Source organism: Roseomonas sp. GC11, from assembly GCF_024437745.1.
Lineage (GTDB): Bacteria > Pseudomonadota > Alphaproteobacteria > Acetobacterales > Acetobacteraceae > Pseudoroseomonas.
The window spans coordinates 1-16,639 of record NZ_JANFNY010000049.1 but is presented as its reverse complement, the minus strand read 5'-3'; the positions used below and the strand labels follow the sequence as shown (position 1 = coordinate 16,639).

The following is a 16,639-nucleotide window of genomic DNA, read 5'->3' as shown; positions in this document are numbered from 1 at the left end:
ATGCCCGATGACATCACCACGCTGCCCGAAGGCGGGGCCGTGCGGCCGACGCATCTGGCGGATGCGCTGTCCGAGCGCTACCTGGCCTATGCCATGTCCACCATCACGGCGCGCTCCCTGCCGGATGTGCGGGACGGGCTGAAGCCGGTGCACCGGCGCCTGCTCTGGGCCATGCACCAGCTGCGGCTGGACCCGGCGGCGGGCTTCAAGAAATGCGCCCGCATCGTCGGCGATGTCATGGGCAAGTATCACCCGCATGGCGATGCCGCGATCTACGACGCCATGGTGCGCCTCGCCCAGGATTTCGCCGCGCGCTACACGCTGGTCGAGGGCCAGGGCAATTTCGGCAATATCGACGGCGATAACGCCGCCGCCATGCGCTACACCGAGGCGCGGCTGACCGAGATCGCCAAGGCGATGCTGGAAGGCATCGAGGAAAACGCCGTCGATTTCCGCGCCACCTATGATGGCGAGGAGCAGGAGCCGGTGGTGCTGCCGGCGGCCTTCCCCAACCTGCTGGCCAATGGCGCCAATGGCATCGCGGTGGGCATGGCCACCTCCATCCCGCCGCACAATGCCGGGGAACTCTGCGCCGCCGCGCTGCTGCTGATCCGCAACCCGAAGGCGGAGCTGGACGCGCTGCTGGCCGTGATGCCGGGGCCGGACTTCCCCACCGGCGGCCTGCTGGTGGAGAGCGCGGAGGCCATCCGCGAGGCCTACGCCACCGGCCGCGGCGGCTTCCGCCTGCGCGCGCGCTGGGAGAGGGAGGCGCTGAAGAACGGCACCTGGCAGATCGTCGTCACCGAGATTCCCTATCAGGTCGCCAAGTCGCGCCTGATCGAGCAGATCGCGCAGCTGATGGAGGAGAAGAAGCTCCCCCTGCTGGCCGATGTGCGGGATGAGAGCACGGACAAGGTGCGCATCGTGCTGGAGCCCAAGACCCGCACGGTCGAGCCGGCGATGCTGATGGAGACGCTGTTCCGCGCCACCGCGCTGGAAAGCCGCATTCCGCTCAACATGAACGTGCTCGACGCCAGCCGCACGCCGCGCGTGATGGGGCTGCGCGAGGTGCTGCGCTGCTGGCTCGACCACCGGCACGAGGTGCTGGTCCGCCGCAGCGAGCACCGGCTGGAGCAGATCGCCCGCCGGCTGGAGATCCTGGAGGGCTACCTCACCGTCTATCTCAACCTCGACGAGGTGATCCGCATCATCCGCGAGGAGGACCATCCGAAGCCCGCGCTGATGGCCGCCTTCGGCCTGACGGAGACGCAGGCGGAGGCCATCCTCAACATGCGCCTGCGCGCCCTGCGCCGGCTGGAGGAGATGGAAATCCGCAAGGAGCACAAGAAGCTCAGCGCGGAACAGAAATCCCTCCAGGCGCTGCTTGGCAGCGAGACGAAGCGGTGGAACCGCATCGCCGAGGAGATCGAGGCGACGCGCGCGCGCTTCGGCGAGGGCACGGAACCCGGCCGCCGCCGCAGCACGCTGGACGCCGCCCCCGCCGCCGTGGTGATCGACGAGCGCGCCTTCGTCGAGCGCGAGCCGATCACCGTCATCCTCTCCGAGAAGGGGTGGATCCGCGCGATGAAGGGCCACCTGCCGCCGGAGACGGAGCACAAATTCAAGGAGGGCGACCGCCTGCGCATCGCCCTGCATGCGGAGACGACGGACCGGCTCTGCCTCTTCGCCACCAATGGCAAGGCCTTCACGCTGAAGGCCGATACCATTCCGCGCGGGCGCGGCGATGGCCAGCCGGTGCGGCTGATGGTGGACCTGACGAATGAGGATGAGGTCGTCACCCTCTTCGTCTGGAAGCCCGAGAAGAAGTTCCTGGTGGCGGCGACGGATGGGCGCGGCTTCCTCGTCAAGGCCGAGGATCTGGTGGCCGAGAAGCGCACCGGCAAGCAGGTGCTGCTGGTGGACAGCCCGGTGGAGGCCGCGCGGCTGATCCCGGCGGAGGGCGACAGCGTCGCCATCATCGGCGAGAACCGCAAGCTGCTGGTCTTCCCGCTGGAACAGGTGCCCGAGATGCTGCGCGGCCGCGGCGTCGCCCTGCAGGGCTACAAGGATGGCGGCATGGCGGATGTGAAGGTCTTCACCGCCCGCGAGGGGCTGGTCTGGCGCCTGGGCGAGCGCGTCCGCACCGAGACGGACCTGACCACCTGGAAGGGCAACCGCGCCGGCGCCGGGCGGCAGCCGCCCAATGGGTTCCCGAAGAATAATAGTTTTGGGAATTAAGTGTTCTTTTTGAAAAAAGAACCAAAAAACTTTTTTCAGTTGGCGTCCCGCCTGAGGCCTGAGGCGGAACGCCAGACTGAAAAAGTCTTTTTGCTTCTTTTTCTTCAGAAAAAGAAGATTCTTAAATCAAAAAATATTATTTCTTAATTCTCCATATACCGCGCATCCTGGCCATACGAGGCCAGCTTCGCCGCCAGTTCCGGCGCCTCCACCACGCGGAAGCCCTGGCGCTGCCAGAAGGGCACGGAGCCATGGACCGCCACCAGGGCCATCCCCGGCAGGGAGCCGGCCGCCATGCGGAGCAGCGGCATCAGCCGCCCGGCCGCGCCCTGGCCCCGCGCGGCGGGCAGCAGCGCGACATCATGGATGTAGAAACACCCCGGCGCCTCCGGCAGCGCCCCCAGCGGCGTGTTCAGCGGCGGCGGGCGCCGCGCGTGCCAGGGATGGCTGAGGGCATAGCCCCAAGGGGCAGCGCCCTCCCCCTCCAGCAGCCAGCAGCCGGCGGGGAAAAGGCGCTGGCGCTCGGCCAGCACCGCCGCATCCTCGGGGTAGCCGGTATGGACCTGGTCGGCGATGGCGAGCACGGCGGGCAGGTCGGCGGCGCGCATCGGGCGCCAGCGCGCCGTCATGCCAGGGCGGTCTCGATGGCGCGGCGGAAGGCGGGGCTGTCCGGCTCCGTCTGGCTGGGGTAGCTGCCGAGCAGGCGGCCATCCCGCCCCACCAGATACTTGAAGAAATTCCAGCGCGGCGGCGTGCCCTGCGCCCCGGCCCAGGCGAAGAAGGGATGCGCCTGCGGCCCCCGCACATGGCAGGGCGCGGTCATCGGGAAGGCGACGCCGAAGGTCGCCTCGCAGAAGGCCTTGATGCTGGCGTTGTCGCCATGCTCCTGGTTGAAGTCGTTGGACGGCACGCCGAGCACGAGCAGCCCGCGCGGGCCATAGGCCTCGTGCAGCTTCTGCAGCCCGCCGAACTGGAAAGCGAAGCCGCAGAAGCTGGCGGTGTTGACCACCAGCACCGGCTTGCCGCGCCATTCGGCCAGATCGATGATGCCGCCTTCGATATTGTCGAAGCGGAAGCCATGCCCCCCGGCATCGGCGGGCGCCGGGGCTGCGGCCAGCAGCAGCGGCGCCGAGGCCAGCAGGGCGCGGCGGGACAGATCAGCCATAGCGTTCCTCCAGCCAGGGGTCACCGCGGTCGTGATAGCCGCGCACTTCCCAGAAGCCGGGCTTGTTCTCGGCCAGGAAGGTGATGCGCTTCACCCACTTCGTGCTTTTCCAGAAGTAGAGATGCGGCACCACCACGCGCAGCGGCCCGCCATGCTGGCGGCTGAGGCGCTGCCCCGCCCAGCTATGGGCCAGCAGGCTCTCCGGCCGGGCGAAATCCTCCAGCGTCAGGTTGGTGGTGTAGCCGTCATAGCCCTCGAAGCTGACGAAGCCGGCCTCCGGCTTCGGCTGGGCGAGGTCGAGCAGCGTCGCCACCGCCACGCCATGCCAGGTGTTCTCGTAGCGCGACCACTGGGTGACGCAGTGGATGTCGTTCAGCCGCTCCTCCTGCGGCAGGGCGGTGAAGCCGGCCCAGTCGAGCGTGACGGGGTTCTCCACCAGCCCGTCCAGCGTCAGGCGGAAGGCGCCTTCCGGAACGTTCGGCTGGATGCCGAGGTCGAGCACCGGGAAATCCTGCACCAGCCGCTGGCCGGGGGGCAGGCGCTGTTCCTCGGGCCGGGCGGTGGCGCCGGTTAGCAGGCGGCCGGCGCGGGCCCAGGCCTGCTTCGTCTCCACCAGTTTCTGGCGGATGCGGCCGCCAGCGCCCGTTTCGTCCTGGTCCATGGGGCTGTGTTCCTTGCTGAGAGCATAGGTGACGTGGCACGGCCAGGATGCAAGCCTTACCCTCTCGCTGCCTTGGATTCCCGTGATGCGCCCCACCCGGATGACGCCCCGCCGCCTGCTGCTCGCCCTCGCCTTGCCCTTGGCCCTCGCCCCGCTGGCCCTCGCCCCGCTGCCGGGGGCGGCGCAGGACCTGACCTCCGCCCCCGATGCCGCCCGCCGCCCCACCGCGCCGGTGCGGGCGCAGCGGCAGATGGTGGCGGTGGCGCACCCCCTGGCGGCGGAGGCGGCGCTCGCCATGCTGCGCCAGGGCGGCACGGCGGTGGATGCCGCCATCGCCGCCCAGGCGGTGCTGACGCTGGTGGAGCCGCAATCCTCCGGCATTGGCGGCGGCGCGCTGCTGCTGCACTGGAATGGCGGGCAACAGCGCCTCGCCGCCTGGGACGGGCGCGAGACGGCGCCGGCCGCCGCCACCCCGGCCCTCTTCCTGAAGCCGGACGGCACACCGCTCCCCTTCTATGAGGCCGTGCTCTCCGGCCGCAGCGTCGGCGTGCCGGGGGTGATGCCGATGCTGGAGGCCGCCCACAAGGCGGAGGGCAGGCTGCCCTGGGCCAGCCTCTTCGCCCCCGCCATCCGCCTGGCCGAGGAAGGCTTCCCCGTCTCGCCCCGCCTGGCCGGGGCCATCGCGGCCGATGCGGCGCGGCTGAAGCGCAACCCGGCGGCGGCGGCCTATTTCTTCATGCCCGATGGCCAGCCCCTGCCCGCCGGCACCCCCCTGAAGAACCCCGCCCTGGCGGAGACGCTGCGCGCCGTGGCGGCGCAGGGGGCCGCCGCCCTGCAGCGCGGGCCGATCGCCGCCGAGATCGCCGCCGCCGTCGCCAGCCATGGCGACAGGGGGAATGGCATGACGGAGGCCGACCTCGCCGCCTATGCGCCGCAGCGGCGCGAGGCGGTGTGCACGCCCTACCGCGAATACCGCGTCTGCGGCTTCCCGCCGCCTTCCTCCGGCGGGGTGGCGGTGGCGCAGATCCTCGGCATCCTCGAGCATTTCCCGATGCCGCGGCTGGACCCGAAGGGGGCGGATGCCGCGCATCTGCTGGCCGAGGCCGGGCGCCTCGCCTATGCCGACCGCAACCTCTACCTGGGGGATTCGGACTTCACGCCGGTGCCGGTGCGCGGGCTGGTGGAACCCACCTACCTCACCCTGCGCGCCCAGCTGGTGGACCGTGACCGCGCCAACCCCACGCCGCGCCCCGGCAATCCGCGCTGGCGCGAGACGCGCCTGGCCCCCATGCCGGACCAGCCCGAGCATGGCACCAGCCACATGTCCATCGTCGATGCGCAGGGCAATGCCCTCAGCATGACCACCACGGTGGAGGATGCCTTCGGCGCGCGGCTGATGGTGCGGGGCTTCTTCCTCAACAACCAGCTGACCGACTTCTCCTTCCGGCCGGAGGCGGAGGGCCGCCCGGTGGCCAACCGGGTGGAGGGCGGCAAGCGCCCGCGTTCCTCCATGTCGCCCACCCTGGTCTTTGATGGCGCGGGGGCGTTCTACGCCTCGGTTGGCTCGCCGGGCGGCGGGCGGATCATCGGTTATGTGGCGCAGACGCTGGTGGGGCTGCTGGACTGGAAGCTGGACCCGCAGGCCGCCGTCTCGCTGCGCCGCGTCGGCACGCTGGGCGGCGCCGTGGAGCTGGAGGACGACACCCTGGCCGGGGAACTCCAGGCGCGCGGGCACAAGGTGGAGGTGAAGCCGATGCCCTCCGGCCTTCAGGCCATCGTCATGACGCCGCAGGGGCTGCTGGGCGGCGCCGACCCGCGCCGCGAGGGCGCGGCACTCGGGGATTAACCCTTCGGCGCGCGGCGCGGAGCCAGTTTCACGAAAACGCCCGGTGACAAGGAGTCCGGCATGAGCTTCTCCCAGGCCATCGCGGCGGCGATGGGAAAATACTTCACCTTCTCCGGCCGCGCCATGCGCTCGGAATACTGGTGGTTCACCCTGTTCATCGGGCTGATGTGCTGGGGGGCCAGCCTCGTGGACGCCGCCGGCAACCAGGGCAAGAACGGGCTGATCACCGCTGCCGTCCACCTGATCTTCCTGATCCCGCAGACGTCCTGCGTTACCCGCCGCCTGCACGACACCGGTCGCAGCGGCTGGTGGCAATTGCTCTGGCTGGTGCCGCTGATCGGCTGGATCCCGCTCATCCTCTGGCTCGCGCGCAAAGGCGAGGCGGAGGAGAACCGCTTCGGGCCTGCCGTGGGATAATTTGAATTATTTCTGGAAAGATGTTCTTTTTTTGAAAAAAAGAACCAAAAAACTTTTCTCAGTCTGCGTCCCGCCTCAGGCCTGAGGCGGGACGCCAAACTGAAAAAATCTTCTTTTTCTTCAGAAAAAGAAGATAATAGAACTTATCTCTTCAAAACCTCAGTGCTTCTTCACATTCCCCTGCGCCCGCAGGTCCTCGATGGTCGCGCGGTGGGTCACCTGCTCGGGGTTCACGCGCACCTCGATGACGGCGGGCTTGCCGCTGGCCACGGCGCGCTGGAAGGCGGGCACCAGTTCGCCATCCTTCTCCACCGTCTCGCCATGGCCGCCGAAGCTCTCGATGAACTTCGCGAAGTCCGGGTTGGTCAGCTTGGTGGCGGAGACGCGGCCGGGATAGGCGCGCTCCTGATACATGCGGATGGTGCCGTACATGCCGTTGTTGAACACCAGCACCAGCGGCGCGACGCCGGCCTGGAAGGCGGTGGCGATTTCCTGCCCCGTCATCAGGAAGCCGCCATCGCCGACGAGGCCGATGACGGTGCGCTCCGGGAAGGTGATCTTGGCGCCGATCGCCGCCGGCACGGCATAGCCCATGGCGCCATTGGTCGGGCCAAGGAACTCCTGCTGCTCCGTCATATGCATGAAGCGGTTGGGCCAGGTGGCGAAATTGCCGGCATCGCAGGTGAAGATGGTGTCAGCGGGCAGCACCTTCTCCAGCGCCTGAAGCTCGCGCGCGAGGTTGAGCGGCCCGGCATAGTCCGGCGCCACGGCCTGGGCGGCGCGGGCGGCGTGGACCTCCTTCGTCCAGGCGGACCAGCGCGGCGCGGTGGCGGGCGCCGGCAGCTCCGCCAGCGCGGCGGCGAAGGCGTTGATCTCCGCCGTGATGCCGAGGGCCGGGCGATAGACGCGGCCGATCTCCGCCTGATCGGGGTAGACGTGGACGATTTTCTGCGCCCCCTGGCCTGCCATGTCGAACAGGGTGTAGCCCTGGCTCACCGGCTCGCCGATGCGGGTGCCGAGGGCGAGGATGAGATCGGCCTGCTTCGCCTTGGCCACCAGCCCGGCATCGGCGCCAACGCCGAGATCGCCGGCATAATTGGGCAGGGTGCAGTCATAGAGGCTCTGGCGGCGGAAGCCGACGGCCACGGGCAGGTCGCGCGCCACGCAGAATTCGCGGATGATGCGGCGCGTCTCCTGGCTCCAGCGCGAGCCGCCGAGGATGACCAGCGGGCGCTCCGCCGCGTCGAGCAGGGCCAGCATCTTGCGCAGCGCCGCCGGCGAGGGATGGGCGGGCTCCACCTCGGCCGGGCCGATATCGGGCACCGGCACGCGCACCTTCTGCATTTCCTCCGAGATGGCGATGACGACGGGGCCGGGGCGGCCGCTGGTCGCCACGTCGAAGGCATGGGCCATCAGCTCGGGGATGCGCGCGGCGTCGTCGATCTGCGTCACCCATTTGGCGACGGAGCCGAACATGCGGCGGTAATCGACTTCCTGGAAGCTCTCGCGGTCGGTCTCGGCGAAGGGGATCTGGCCGACGATCAGCACCAGCGGCGTGCTGTCCTGCATGGCGACATGCACGCCGATGGCGGCGTGGCAGGCGCCCGGGCCACGGGTGACGAGGGCGACGCCGGGGCGGCCCGTCAGCTTGGCATGGGCCTCGGCCATGTTCACCGCCCCCGCCTCGAAGCGGCAGGTGGTGAGGCTGATTTTGTCGCTGTTGGCGTAGAGGCCATCCAGCAGGTCGAGATAGGACTCGCCGGGCACGCAGAAGGCGTGGGTCACGCCCTGGGCCACCAGGGCATCCGCCAGAAGCTGCCCGCCCGTGCGGCTTTCGGCGTGGCTCTCCGTGCGGCCCGTGCTGCTCATCCCGTCCATTGTCTGCGTTTCCTTCGGCAAGTTGTCCGACAAGCGCGGGCAAGCTAGCCGAGGCCACGCAGCAGGGCTACCCGCCCGCCGGTGGATTTCGCCACCGGCGGGCCAGGCAGGAGGGGCGGGCGGGGTGTTACTCCCACTCGGCGCGGCTGACCTGGCGCTTGGAATCCCAGAACAACGAGATGCGGGAGATGGAGCAGAGGTCGAGGTTGCGCCACTCGGCCGTGCTGTCATCGTCGCTGTAGACGACCTTGATGTCGAACATGCAGTCACGCGTGCGGGCGGAGAAGCGGATCTGGCGGCGCGCATTGGCGGGCAGCACGCCCTGGCCCAGCACGTCGCGGCCCCATTCGGTGCTGCGCGTGGCGCCGACATAGACCTCGCGGATCTCGTAGCCGGTGCGGTTCACCAGTTCGAAATCCTGGCGGCCCTGGGCCTGGGCGATGGAGGCGCCGGCCAGCGCCGCGGCCGGCAGCAGCGCGGCGAGCAGCAGGCGGCGGGCGAGGGTGGAGGGAAAGCGGCGCATGGTGCGGTTCCTCACGATCGGCTCCGCCATGGCGGGCGGAGCGGGCTGGGGGGAAAGGGGACGCCGTAAACTGCAAGGGAAGAGGTTAAAAATGTTGCACCGCAAGAGGCGCGCCGTGGGGTGCGGCGACCGCGCGTTTACGGTATCAGCGGAAGGCGCGGCGCCATTCCCGGCCGGCCGGTGTCAGGAAATCCTGTCCTGACGGCGCGGATCGGGCGATGCTGCGGCAGCCTGCCCGGCATGGCCGGGCCCCTTCCCTGTCAGAAGTAGAGAGTCCATGCGCGCGATCTTCGTCATGCTGAAATGCGAGATGGGCAAGGCCTATGCCGTGGCCCGCGAGATGGCCGACAGCATCCCCGAACTGTCGGAGATGCATTCGATCTCCGGCCAGTATGACCTGCTCGGCAAGTTCTATCTGGAGAACGACCAGGATATCGGCCTCTTCGTGGTCGAGAAGATCCAGACTGTCGCCGGGGTGAAGGACAGCTACACGCTGCAGACCTTCAACGCCTTCTCCGGCCAGCGCGCCTGAGGCCGGGCGGGCGGGGCGGGTGCCTCAAACCGCGCCCTGCCACAAAATGAGCCCCATTCCGACTTCAGAACACCATCAGGACGCGGCAGGATAGTCTCAATTAAGGAGACGGATCTCATGCGGCGTTTGATCCCTGCCCTGTTGCTGACGAGCAGCCTCCTCCTCGGTGGCTGCCAGAACCCCGATGGCAGCACCAACTGGGGCGGCACCCTGGCGCTGGGCGCCGGGGCGGCGCTGGCCGCCGGCCTGGTGGCCGCGGCCGCCAGCGATGATGACAGCCACCATCGCCGGCCACAGCCCAACTACCGCAACACCAACTACCGGCGCGGCTACAACAGCGGTTACAACAGCGGCTACAATAACGGCTACAGCAGCGGCTATAGCGGCGGCTACAGCGGCTACGGCCGCGGCTATCGCTGATCCACGGCCTGCCGCCGGAGCCGGGCCAAGGCCAGGATGGCCGCCGCCCCCCGCGCCCGCCCGCTCCGGCCCCGCGCGGTGCCTGCCTCCCTTCTGCCCCGCCCCGCGCTTCTGACCCACCGGCGCGGGGGCGCCATGCTCGCGGAAGGCGCCACCTGCCCTTGCCGCCTTCCGCCCCGGATGCGATTGTCCCGCCCGTCGCGCCGCCGGTGCCGCGCCACGAGGCGGGCGGGCCGGCCAGCGAGGAAAATCTGTCCAGACGAGGATCGGCATGGCCAAGATCAAGGTAAAGACCCCCGTCGTCGAGCTCGACGGCGACGAGATGACCCGCATCATCTGGGGGTTCATCAAGGACAAGCTGATCATCCCCTACCTGGACGTCGACCTGAAGTACTACGACCTCGGCATCCAGTACCGTGACCAGACGGACGACCAAGTGACGGTCGACGCCGCCCACGCCATCAAGCAGTACGGCGTGGGCGTGAAGTGCGCCACCATCACGCCGGACGAGGCCCGCGTGAAGGAGTTCGGCCTGAAGAAGATGTGGAAGTCCCCCAACGGGACCATCCGCAACATCCTCGACGGCACCATCTTCCGCGAGCCGATCATCTGCCAGAACGTGCCCCGCCTGGTGCCGCACTGGACCAAGCCGATCGTCGTCGGCCGCCATGCCTATGGCGACATCTACCGCGCCGTCGAGATGAAGGTCCCCGGCGCCGGCAAGGTGAAGATGATCTACGAGCCCGAGGGCGGCGAGGCGCAGGAAGTCGGCGAGTTCGTCTTCAAGGGGCCGGGCGCTGCGATGATGCAGCACAACCTGTCCTCCTCCATCGAGGGCTTCGCCCGCGCCTCCTTCAACTACGGCCTGGCGCGCGGCTACTCGGTCTACTTCAGCCACAAGAACACGATCCTGAAGGCCTATGACGGCACCTTCAAGGACATCTTCCAGAAGATCTACGAGACCGAGTTCAAGGCCGAGTTCGAGAAGCGCGGCCTGACCTATGAGCAGCGCCTGATCGACGATATGGTCGCCTCCGCCCTGAAGTGGGAAGGCGGCTATATCTGGGCCTGCAAGAACTACGATGGCGACGTGCAGTCCGACATCGTGGCCCAGGGCTTCGGCAGCCTCGGCCTGATGACCTCCGTGCTGCTCTCCCCGGATGGCAACACGGTCGAGTCCGAGGCCGCCCACGGCACGGTGACGCGCCACTACCGCGAGCACCAGAAGGGCCGCGAGACCTCGACCAACCCGATCGCCTCGATCTTCGCCTGGACCCGCGGCCTCGCCTATCGCGGCAAGTTCGACGGCACCCAGGATGTGGTGGACTTCGCCAACGCCCTGGAGCAGGTCTGCGTCGAGACCGTCGAGGCCGGCTACATGACCAAGGACCTCGCCGTGCTGATCGGCAAGGACCAGCCCTGGCTCAACACCCAGAACTTCCTCTCCAAGCTCGACGAGAACCTGCAGAAGAAGATGGCCTGATTCTTTTATCAGGCTGCCGCCTCCGGGTGGCGAAGGGGGGCGCGGCAACGGATTCCTGGCGGGCCGTTGCGGCGTTCCCGGCCTGGCAAGGGCCATCGGGCGGGGGATCACATCCCCCGCCTTTTTCATGCCCGCCTTTTTCATGTCAGCGCCCGCGCGCGATGCCCGCACCGGCGGCCACCGCCAGCATCAGCAGCGCAACACCGCCGAGCGCCAGCGGCAGGCTGCTCCACCGCGCCAGGAAGCCGATCAGCGCCGGCCCGGCCAGCTGCCCGGCATAGCCCAGCGTCGCCACCGCCGCGATGGCCGCCCCCGGCGCCACCCCCGGCAGCCGCCCGGCGGCGCTGAACAGCAGCGGCACCGCATTGCCCAGCCCCAGCCCGGCCAGCGCGAAGCCAGCCAGCGCCGCCTCGCCCGAGGGCAGCGCCACCGCCAGCCCCAGCCCCAGCGCCGCCAGCAGCGTGCCGGCGCGGATCATCGCCACGGGGCCGAAGCGGCTGGCCAGCCCATCCCCGGCCAGCCGCGCCGCCGCCATGGCCACGGCGAAGGCGGCGAAGCCCAGCCCGGCCAGTTCCACCGCCATGCCGCGCGCCTCGGCCAGGAAGACGCCCGTCCAGTCCACCATCGCGCCCTCGGCCAGGGCGGCGGCGCAGCAGAGCAGGCCCAGCGCCAGCACCGGGCCGCGCGGCAGGGCGAAGCCCCGGACTTCTTCCGGTCCTTCTGCCGGCCGGTCCCCCGCGCGCGGCAGCAGGGCGGGCGCCGCCAGGGCCAGCCCCGCCAGCGCCAGGGCGGAGAGCACCCCGGCCACCCAGGGCGCCGCCAGCCCGAACCCCAGCAGCAGCGCCGAAAGCCCCGCCCCCACCAGCCCGCCAATGCTCCACAGCCCGTGGATGGAGGACAGGATGCGCCGGCCGCCCCGTGCCTCCACCGCCACGGCCTGGGCGTTCATCGCCACATCCATCATCCCCCCCGCGGCGCCGAAGAGGAACAGCGCCAGCCCCAGCAGCGGCGCCGAGGGCGCCAGCGCCAGCAGCGGCAGCACCGCCAGGAAGCCGCACCCCGCCACCAGCGTCACCGCCCGGCTGCCCCGGCGCTGGATCAGCGGCCCCGCCCAGGGCATGGCCAGGATGGCCCCCGCCCCCAGCGCCAGCAACACCAGGCCCAGCCCGGCCTCGTCCAGCGCGAGGCGCTCCTTCGCCAGGGGCACCAGCGGCGCCCAGCCGGCGAAGACCATGCCGTTGACGAGAAAGACCAGCCGCGTCGCCCCGCGCGCGGCCCGGGGATCGGGAAGAGGGTTCATCCCTCCCGCTTGCCCCGCCCCCTCCCCCGGCGCAACCCGCGCGCCGCCCGGGCCACGGAACTGTCATGCCCCGCCCCGGCCGCATGCGGGGGGCTGCGGCACCGCGCGCGGAAATGCTATGCCGGGCGCATGATCCTGCCCTTCTCCGCCCTCGACTGGTGCGCCCTCGCCGTCTTCATCGCCTGCTGGGTCGGCTATGCCGCGGTGGTGGACCGCGTGCCCGCCATCCGCGCGCGCAGCGTCATCGCCGCCATGGACGAGCACCGGCGGCGCTGGATGCATGCCGTGCTGGAGCGGGAGAACCGGGTGGCGGATGTCAACATCATCGGCCGGCTGATGGCCTCCACCTCCTTCCTGGCCAATACCAGCATCTTCATCCTGGGCGGGCTGGTGGCCATGCTGGGGGCGCCGGATCTGGGGCGGCGGATCTTCGGCGTGGTGCCCTTCGCCGCCCTGCCGCCCAGCCAGGAAGCCTGGGAGCTGCACATCTTCCTGCTGGTCTTCATCTTCGTGCGCGCCTTCTTCGAACTGACCTGGGCGCTGCGGCAGTTCAACTATTGCAGCATCTGCCTCGGCGCCATGCCGGTGGGCGATGTCGGCAACGGCCGGCAGCAGGCCGAGATCGCCGCCGCCGTCGCCAACCGCGCGGCGCGGCATTTCAACACCGGGCTGCGCGCCTATTATTTCGGCCTCGCCGCCCTCGCCTGGATCCTGCACCCGGTGGCGCTCATCCTCTCCTCGCTGCTGGTGCTGCGGGAACTGCACCGCCGCGAATTCCGCTCCGTCGTGCGCGACGCGCTGGCCCAACCGGCCAAGGACGCTTGACGCCACGGCGAAAGGGGTCTCAACCGGGGCCGCTGTTCCGGGGTTAAGACACCATGCCGCATCGCCGCACTCTGCTGGCCGCCTCCGCGCTGGCCCTGCCCGCCCTCCTCGCCCGCCCGGCGCGGGCCCAGGCGCCGCTGCGCCTGGCGCTGGACTGGGTGCTGCAGGGCAACCACGCCATGTTCACCATCGCCGAGGAGCGCGGCCTGTTCCGCGAGCAGGGCCTGGCCGCGAAGATCGACCGGGGCTATGGCTCCGGCGACACGGTGGTGAAGGTGGCCGCCGGCGCCTATGAGATGGGCTATGCCGAGGTCTCGGCGGCGGTGAAGTTCAACGCCGAGAACCCCAACCGCCGCGTCGTCTGCCTCTATCCGGTGCTGGACCGCACGGCGGCGGCCATCACCACCACGCGCCGCAGCGGCATCACCGCGCTGAAGGGCATCGAGGGCCGCACCCTCGGCGCGCCGGAGGGCGAGGCCAGCCGCGTCCTCTTCCCGCCCTTCGCCCGCGCCGCCGGGGTGGAGGCGGCAAAGGTGCAGTGGAGCAGCATCGCCGCCAATCTGCGCGACACCATGCTGGCCCAGGGCAAGGTCGATGCCGTCTCCGGCTTCCTCTTCACCACCCATTTCAACCTGCTCTCGCTCGGGGTGAAGGAGGAGGACATCCTCTCCTGGACCTATGCGGAGAACGGGCTGGACGTCTATGGCAGCGGCCTGATCGCCCGCGCCGACTGGCTGGAGCAGAACCCGCAGCAGGCCATGGGCGCGGTGCGCGCCGCCATCGGCGGGCTGAAGCTGCTGCTGGCCGAGCCGGACGCGGCCATGGAGTCCGTCCGCAAGCGCGAACCCCTCTTCGATGTGGCCCTGGAAAAGCGGCGCTGGGCGATGACGCGGGACCGCTCCATCCTCACCCCCACGGTGCGCGAGCATGGCACCGGCCACCTGGACATGGACCGCGCCGCCCTGCTGATGCGCGCCAATGCCGAGGCCTACGGCCTTTCCACCGTCCCGCCGGCGGAGAGCCTCTTCACCGGCCGCTTCCTGCCGCCGGCGGCGGAGCGGCGCCTTGTCTAGGCGCACGCCCCTGGCGCTGCTGCTGTTGCTGGCCGCCGCCCCCGCCGGGGCGGCGGAGCTCTCCATCACCGCGCCCCCCGGCTATGTGCTGACCCCGATGGCGCCGAGCGGCGAGCAGAAGGCGCGCTTCAGCCTGCGCCGCCCGCCGGAGGCGGACACCACCTGCCAGATCGCCTATGTCCCCGCGCCGCAGAATGCGCGGATGACGCAGGAGCAGATCAATGCCCTGGTCCGCAGCCCCGGCTGGCAGAATGTGGAGCGCGCCCGGCTGCTGGACCGCTACCAGATCCTCGCCCTGACTCCCACCGAGGTGAAAGGCCGCACCGCACTGGAGGTGGTGGCCGATTTCCGCCCGCGCGATGGCCTGCCCGAACGTGCCCTCCAGGTGCGCAGCTACTTCGCCCTGATCGAAACCCCCGCCGGGCGCACCACCACCGTCTGCGTCGCCGAGAAGGCGCAGTTCGAGGCCCGGCAGGCGGAATTCAGAAGCATCCTCCAGGGGCTGTCACCCCCATAGTTTTCTTTCAGGCTGCCGCCGTCTCCCGGCACAGCGGGACGCCAGACTGAAAAAAGTTTTTTGGTTCTTTTTTTTAAAAAAGAACCCTTACCCTGCGCCTGTCTCATGCCCCAGTTCCACCAGGGCGATGATCCGGCGCCCCTGGCCATCGGTGCGGCAGACGATGGCGCCCTGCTCTTCCATATAGGCCAGCACGCGCCGCGCCCGCCCGGCGGAGCGGGTGCCGTAGGCCTGGGCGATGGTGTCGTCCGACGGGCAGGGTGCGCCCTCCAGCGCCGCGCGGGCGATCAGCAGATAGACCCCCTGCACATCCTCCGGCAGGGCGTGGGCGCGGGCCTCGATGCGCTGCCACGCCTCGCCTTCCGCCGCCTCGGCGCTGATGCCGGCGCGGGCCACGGCCAGCATGCGGCGGAAGGCCGGGATTTCCGGCGGCTTGCCCGGCACGGCGTGGATGCGCAGCCGCACCAGGAAATCCTGGTAGAGCACGGAGGTGTTGCGAAAGGCCGCCTCCGGCTCGGCCAGCACCTGCCGCAGGATTTCTTCGAGTTTACGCTTGCGGGCGGCACGCTCTTCCGCGCTGGGCTCGGGCTCGGCGCGCGGGGCGGGCATGGCCGGGCGCGCCTGGGCCAGCTGCGCCAGGATGTCCGGCGCGGGCGCCGGGGCGGGGCGGCGGGGCGGCGGGCGCAGCACCGGGTCCGGCTCCGCCGCCGCGGCCAGGATCAGTTCCTTCGCATCCTCCGGCACCGTCCGCGGCAGCGGGATCAGGCTGGGGGTGGTGCCGCGCGAGGTGGTCTCGACCACGCCGATCTGGATCGTCACCGGCCGGCGGGAGAGCGCCGGGCCCAGCGCCACGAAGCTGCCGCGCGGCAGGTCGCGGAACATCTCGGCCTGGCGCCGCTCGATGCCCAGCAGGTCGGCGGCGCGGGCCATGTCGATATCGAGGAAGGTGCGGCCCATCAGGAAGTTGCTGGCCTCGGCGGCGACATTCTTCGCCAGCTTGGCCAGGCGCTGGGTGGCGATGATGCCGGCCAGGCCACGCTTGCGCCCGCGCGACATCAGGTTGGCCATGGCCCCCAGCGAGGCGCGCCGGGCCTCGTCCGAGACCTCGCCGGCGGCGGCGGGGGCGAAAAGCTGCGCCTCGTCCACCACCACCAGCATGGGGGACCAGTGGTCGCGCTCCGCATCGAACAGCCCGCCGAGGAAAGCGGCGGCGTGGCGCATCTGGCCATCGGCGTCCAGCCCCTCGAGGTTCAGCACCACGGAGACGCGATGCGCCCGCACCCGGTCCGCCGCGCGCTGCAGGGCGGCCTCGCTATGCTCGGCGGCGTCGATCACCAGATGGCCGAAGCGGTCGGCCAGGGTGACGAAATCCCCCTCCGGGTCGATCACCGCCTGCTGCACCCAGGGGGCGGACTGCTCCATCAGCCGCCGCAGCAGATGCGACTTGCCGGAGCCGGAATTGCCCTGAACCAGAAGGCGCGTCGCCAGGAGTTCCTCAAGGTCGAGAATCCCGGCCTGCCCGCCGCTCGTCCGGCCCATGTCAATGCCGACTGTCATCCGCCACTCCGCTGCTGAGGGCGGGTCCTATAGCGGATCGGAACGATAAGGCCATGCGGGAAGACCGAGGGGGGGCTATGGGGGGGGGGGGGGGGGGGGGGGGGCGCCCGCCCCCCCCCCCCCCCCCCCCACGGCGCCGACGCCCATGGCCGCCAGCATCAGCCCGAAAGCCTCCGGCCCGAGGCCGAGCCGCCCCCGCACCAC

16 protein-coding genes are annotated in these 16,639 nt (G+C 70.2%); 9 read left to right on the top strand and 7 right to left on the bottom strand.

Annotated elements, in window-relative coordinates; translation table 11 throughout:
• Positions 1-2,238, top strand: coding sequence for a DNA topoisomerase IV subunit A (gene parC / locus NON00_RS15535; protein ID WP_256022680.1), 2,238 nt, complete (start codon positions 1-3; stop codon positions 2,236-2,238).
• Positions 2,239-2,381: 143 nt separating this feature from the next.
• Here the strand turns inward: parC and NON00_RS15530 are convergent, their stop codons facing one another.
• Genes NON00_RS15530 through NON00_RS15520 form a run of 3 tightly spaced genes read right to left on the bottom strand, consistent with a single transcriptional unit; the run spans position 2,382 to position 4,064 of the window.
• Positions 2,382-2,867, bottom strand: a complete 486-nt coding sequence (locus NON00_RS15530; RefSeq protein WP_256022677.1) for a GNAT family N-acetyltransferase — start codon at positions 2,865-2,867, stop codon at positions 2,382-2,384.
• A complete protein-coding gene (locus tag NON00_RS15525; protein WP_256022674.1) occupies positions 2,864-3,403 on the bottom strand; it encodes a glutathione peroxidase in 540 nt (179 codons plus the stop codon). Before NON00_RS15525 ends, NON00_RS15530 begins: the two co-directional genes overlap by 4 nt.
• Positions 3,396-4,064, bottom strand: a complete 669-nt coding sequence (locus NON00_RS15520; protein WP_256022670.1) for a sulfite oxidase-like oxidoreductase — start codon at positions 4,062-4,064, stop codon at positions 3,396-3,398. The genes NON00_RS15525 and NON00_RS15520 overlap by 8 nt, the downstream gene beginning before the upstream one ends.
• Positions 4,065-4,149: 85 nt before the next feature.
• On the opposite strand from NON00_RS15520, the gene ggt reads away from it, so the two are divergent.
• Both ggt and NON00_RS15510 read left to right on the top strand, forming a co-directional pair.
• Positions 4,150-5,910: a gamma-glutamyltransferase gene (ggt, locus tag NON00_RS15515; RefSeq protein WP_256022667.1), complete on the top strand. Its 1,761-nt coding sequence runs from the start codon at positions 4,150-4,152 to the stop codon at positions 5,908-5,910.
• A gap of 60 nt (positions 5,911-5,970) precedes the next feature.
• Positions 5,971-6,327, top strand: a complete 357-nt coding sequence (locus tag NON00_RS15510) for a DUF805 domain-containing protein (RefSeq protein WP_256022664.1) — start codon at positions 5,971-5,973, stop codon at positions 6,325-6,327.
• A 159-nt stretch (positions 6,328-6,486) separates the two neighbouring features.
• On the opposite strand, the gene NON00_RS15505 is transcribed toward NON00_RS15510, so the two are convergent.
• Entirely contained in the window at positions 6,487-8,205 is a 1,719-nt protein-coding gene (locus NON00_RS15505; protein WP_256022660.1) for a thiamine pyrophosphate-dependent enzyme, read from the bottom strand.
• 127 nt (positions 8,206-8,332) lie between these two features.
• On the bottom strand, positions 8,333-8,728 hold the full coding sequence (locus tag NON00_RS15500) for an argininosuccinate lyase (RefSeq protein ID WP_256022657.1): 396 nt from the start codon (positions 8,726-8,728) through the stop codon (positions 8,333-8,335).
• A gap of 277 nt (positions 8,729-9,005) precedes the next feature.
• Between NON00_RS15500 and NON00_RS15495 the strand changes: the two genes are divergently transcribed.
• The 3 genes from NON00_RS15495 (at position 9,006) to NON00_RS15485 (ending at position 11,163) form a co-directional block, all read left to right on the top strand.
• Positions 9,006-9,260 (top strand): Lrp/AsnC ligand binding domain-containing protein, encoded by a 255-nt coding sequence (locus tag NON00_RS15495; protein WP_256022653.1) that lies wholly within the window; start codon positions 9,006-9,008, stop codon positions 9,258-9,260.
• Between the two features lie 117 nt (positions 9,261-9,377).
• Positions 9,378-9,680 (top strand): hypothetical protein, encoded by a 303-nt coding sequence (locus tag NON00_RS15490; RefSeq protein ID WP_256022651.1) that lies wholly within the window; start codon positions 9,378-9,380, stop codon positions 9,678-9,680.
• A gap of 271 nt (positions 9,681-9,951) precedes the next feature.
• Entirely contained in the window at positions 9,952-11,163 is a 1,212-nt protein-coding gene (locus NON00_RS15485; protein WP_256022649.1) for an NADP-dependent isocitrate dehydrogenase, read from the top strand.
• Between the two features lie 145 nt (positions 11,164-11,308).
• Here the strand turns inward: NON00_RS15485 and NON00_RS15480 are convergent, their stop codons facing one another.
• Positions 11,309-12,463: an MFS transporter gene (locus NON00_RS15480; protein WP_256022645.1), complete on the bottom strand. Its 1,155-nt coding sequence runs from the start codon at positions 12,461-12,463 to the stop codon at positions 11,309-11,311.
• A 129-nt stretch (positions 12,464-12,592) separates the two neighbouring features.
• Between NON00_RS15480 and NON00_RS15475 the strand changes: the two genes are divergently transcribed.
• Genes NON00_RS15475 through NON00_RS15465 form a run of 3 tightly spaced genes read left to right on the top strand, consistent with a single transcriptional unit; the run spans position 12,593 to position 14,878 of the window.
• Entirely contained in the window at positions 12,593-13,288 is a 696-nt protein-coding gene (locus NON00_RS15475) for a DUF599 domain-containing protein (RefSeq protein ID WP_256022641.1), read from the top strand.
• A gap of 53 nt (positions 13,289-13,341) precedes the next feature.
• The gene (locus NON00_RS15470; RefSeq protein ID WP_256022638.1) at positions 13,342-14,361 is read left to right on the top strand and encodes an ABC transporter substrate-binding protein; all 1,020 of its coding nucleotides are present in this window, start codon (positions 13,342-13,344) and stop codon (positions 14,359-14,361) included.
• Positions 14,354-14,878, top strand: a complete 525-nt coding sequence (locus NON00_RS15465; RefSeq protein WP_256022635.1) for a hypothetical protein — start codon at positions 14,354-14,356, stop codon at positions 14,876-14,878. Before NON00_RS15470 ends, NON00_RS15465 begins: the two co-directional genes overlap by 8 nt.
• 87 nt (positions 14,879-14,965) lie before the next feature.
• On the opposite strand, the gene NON00_RS15460 is transcribed toward NON00_RS15465, so the two are convergent.
• On the bottom strand, positions 14,966-16,435 hold the full coding sequence (locus NON00_RS15460) for an ATP-binding protein (RefSeq protein ID WP_256022633.1): 1,470 nt from the start codon (positions 16,433-16,435) through the stop codon (positions 14,966-14,968).
• Positions 16,436-16,639: the final 204 nt, after the last annotated feature.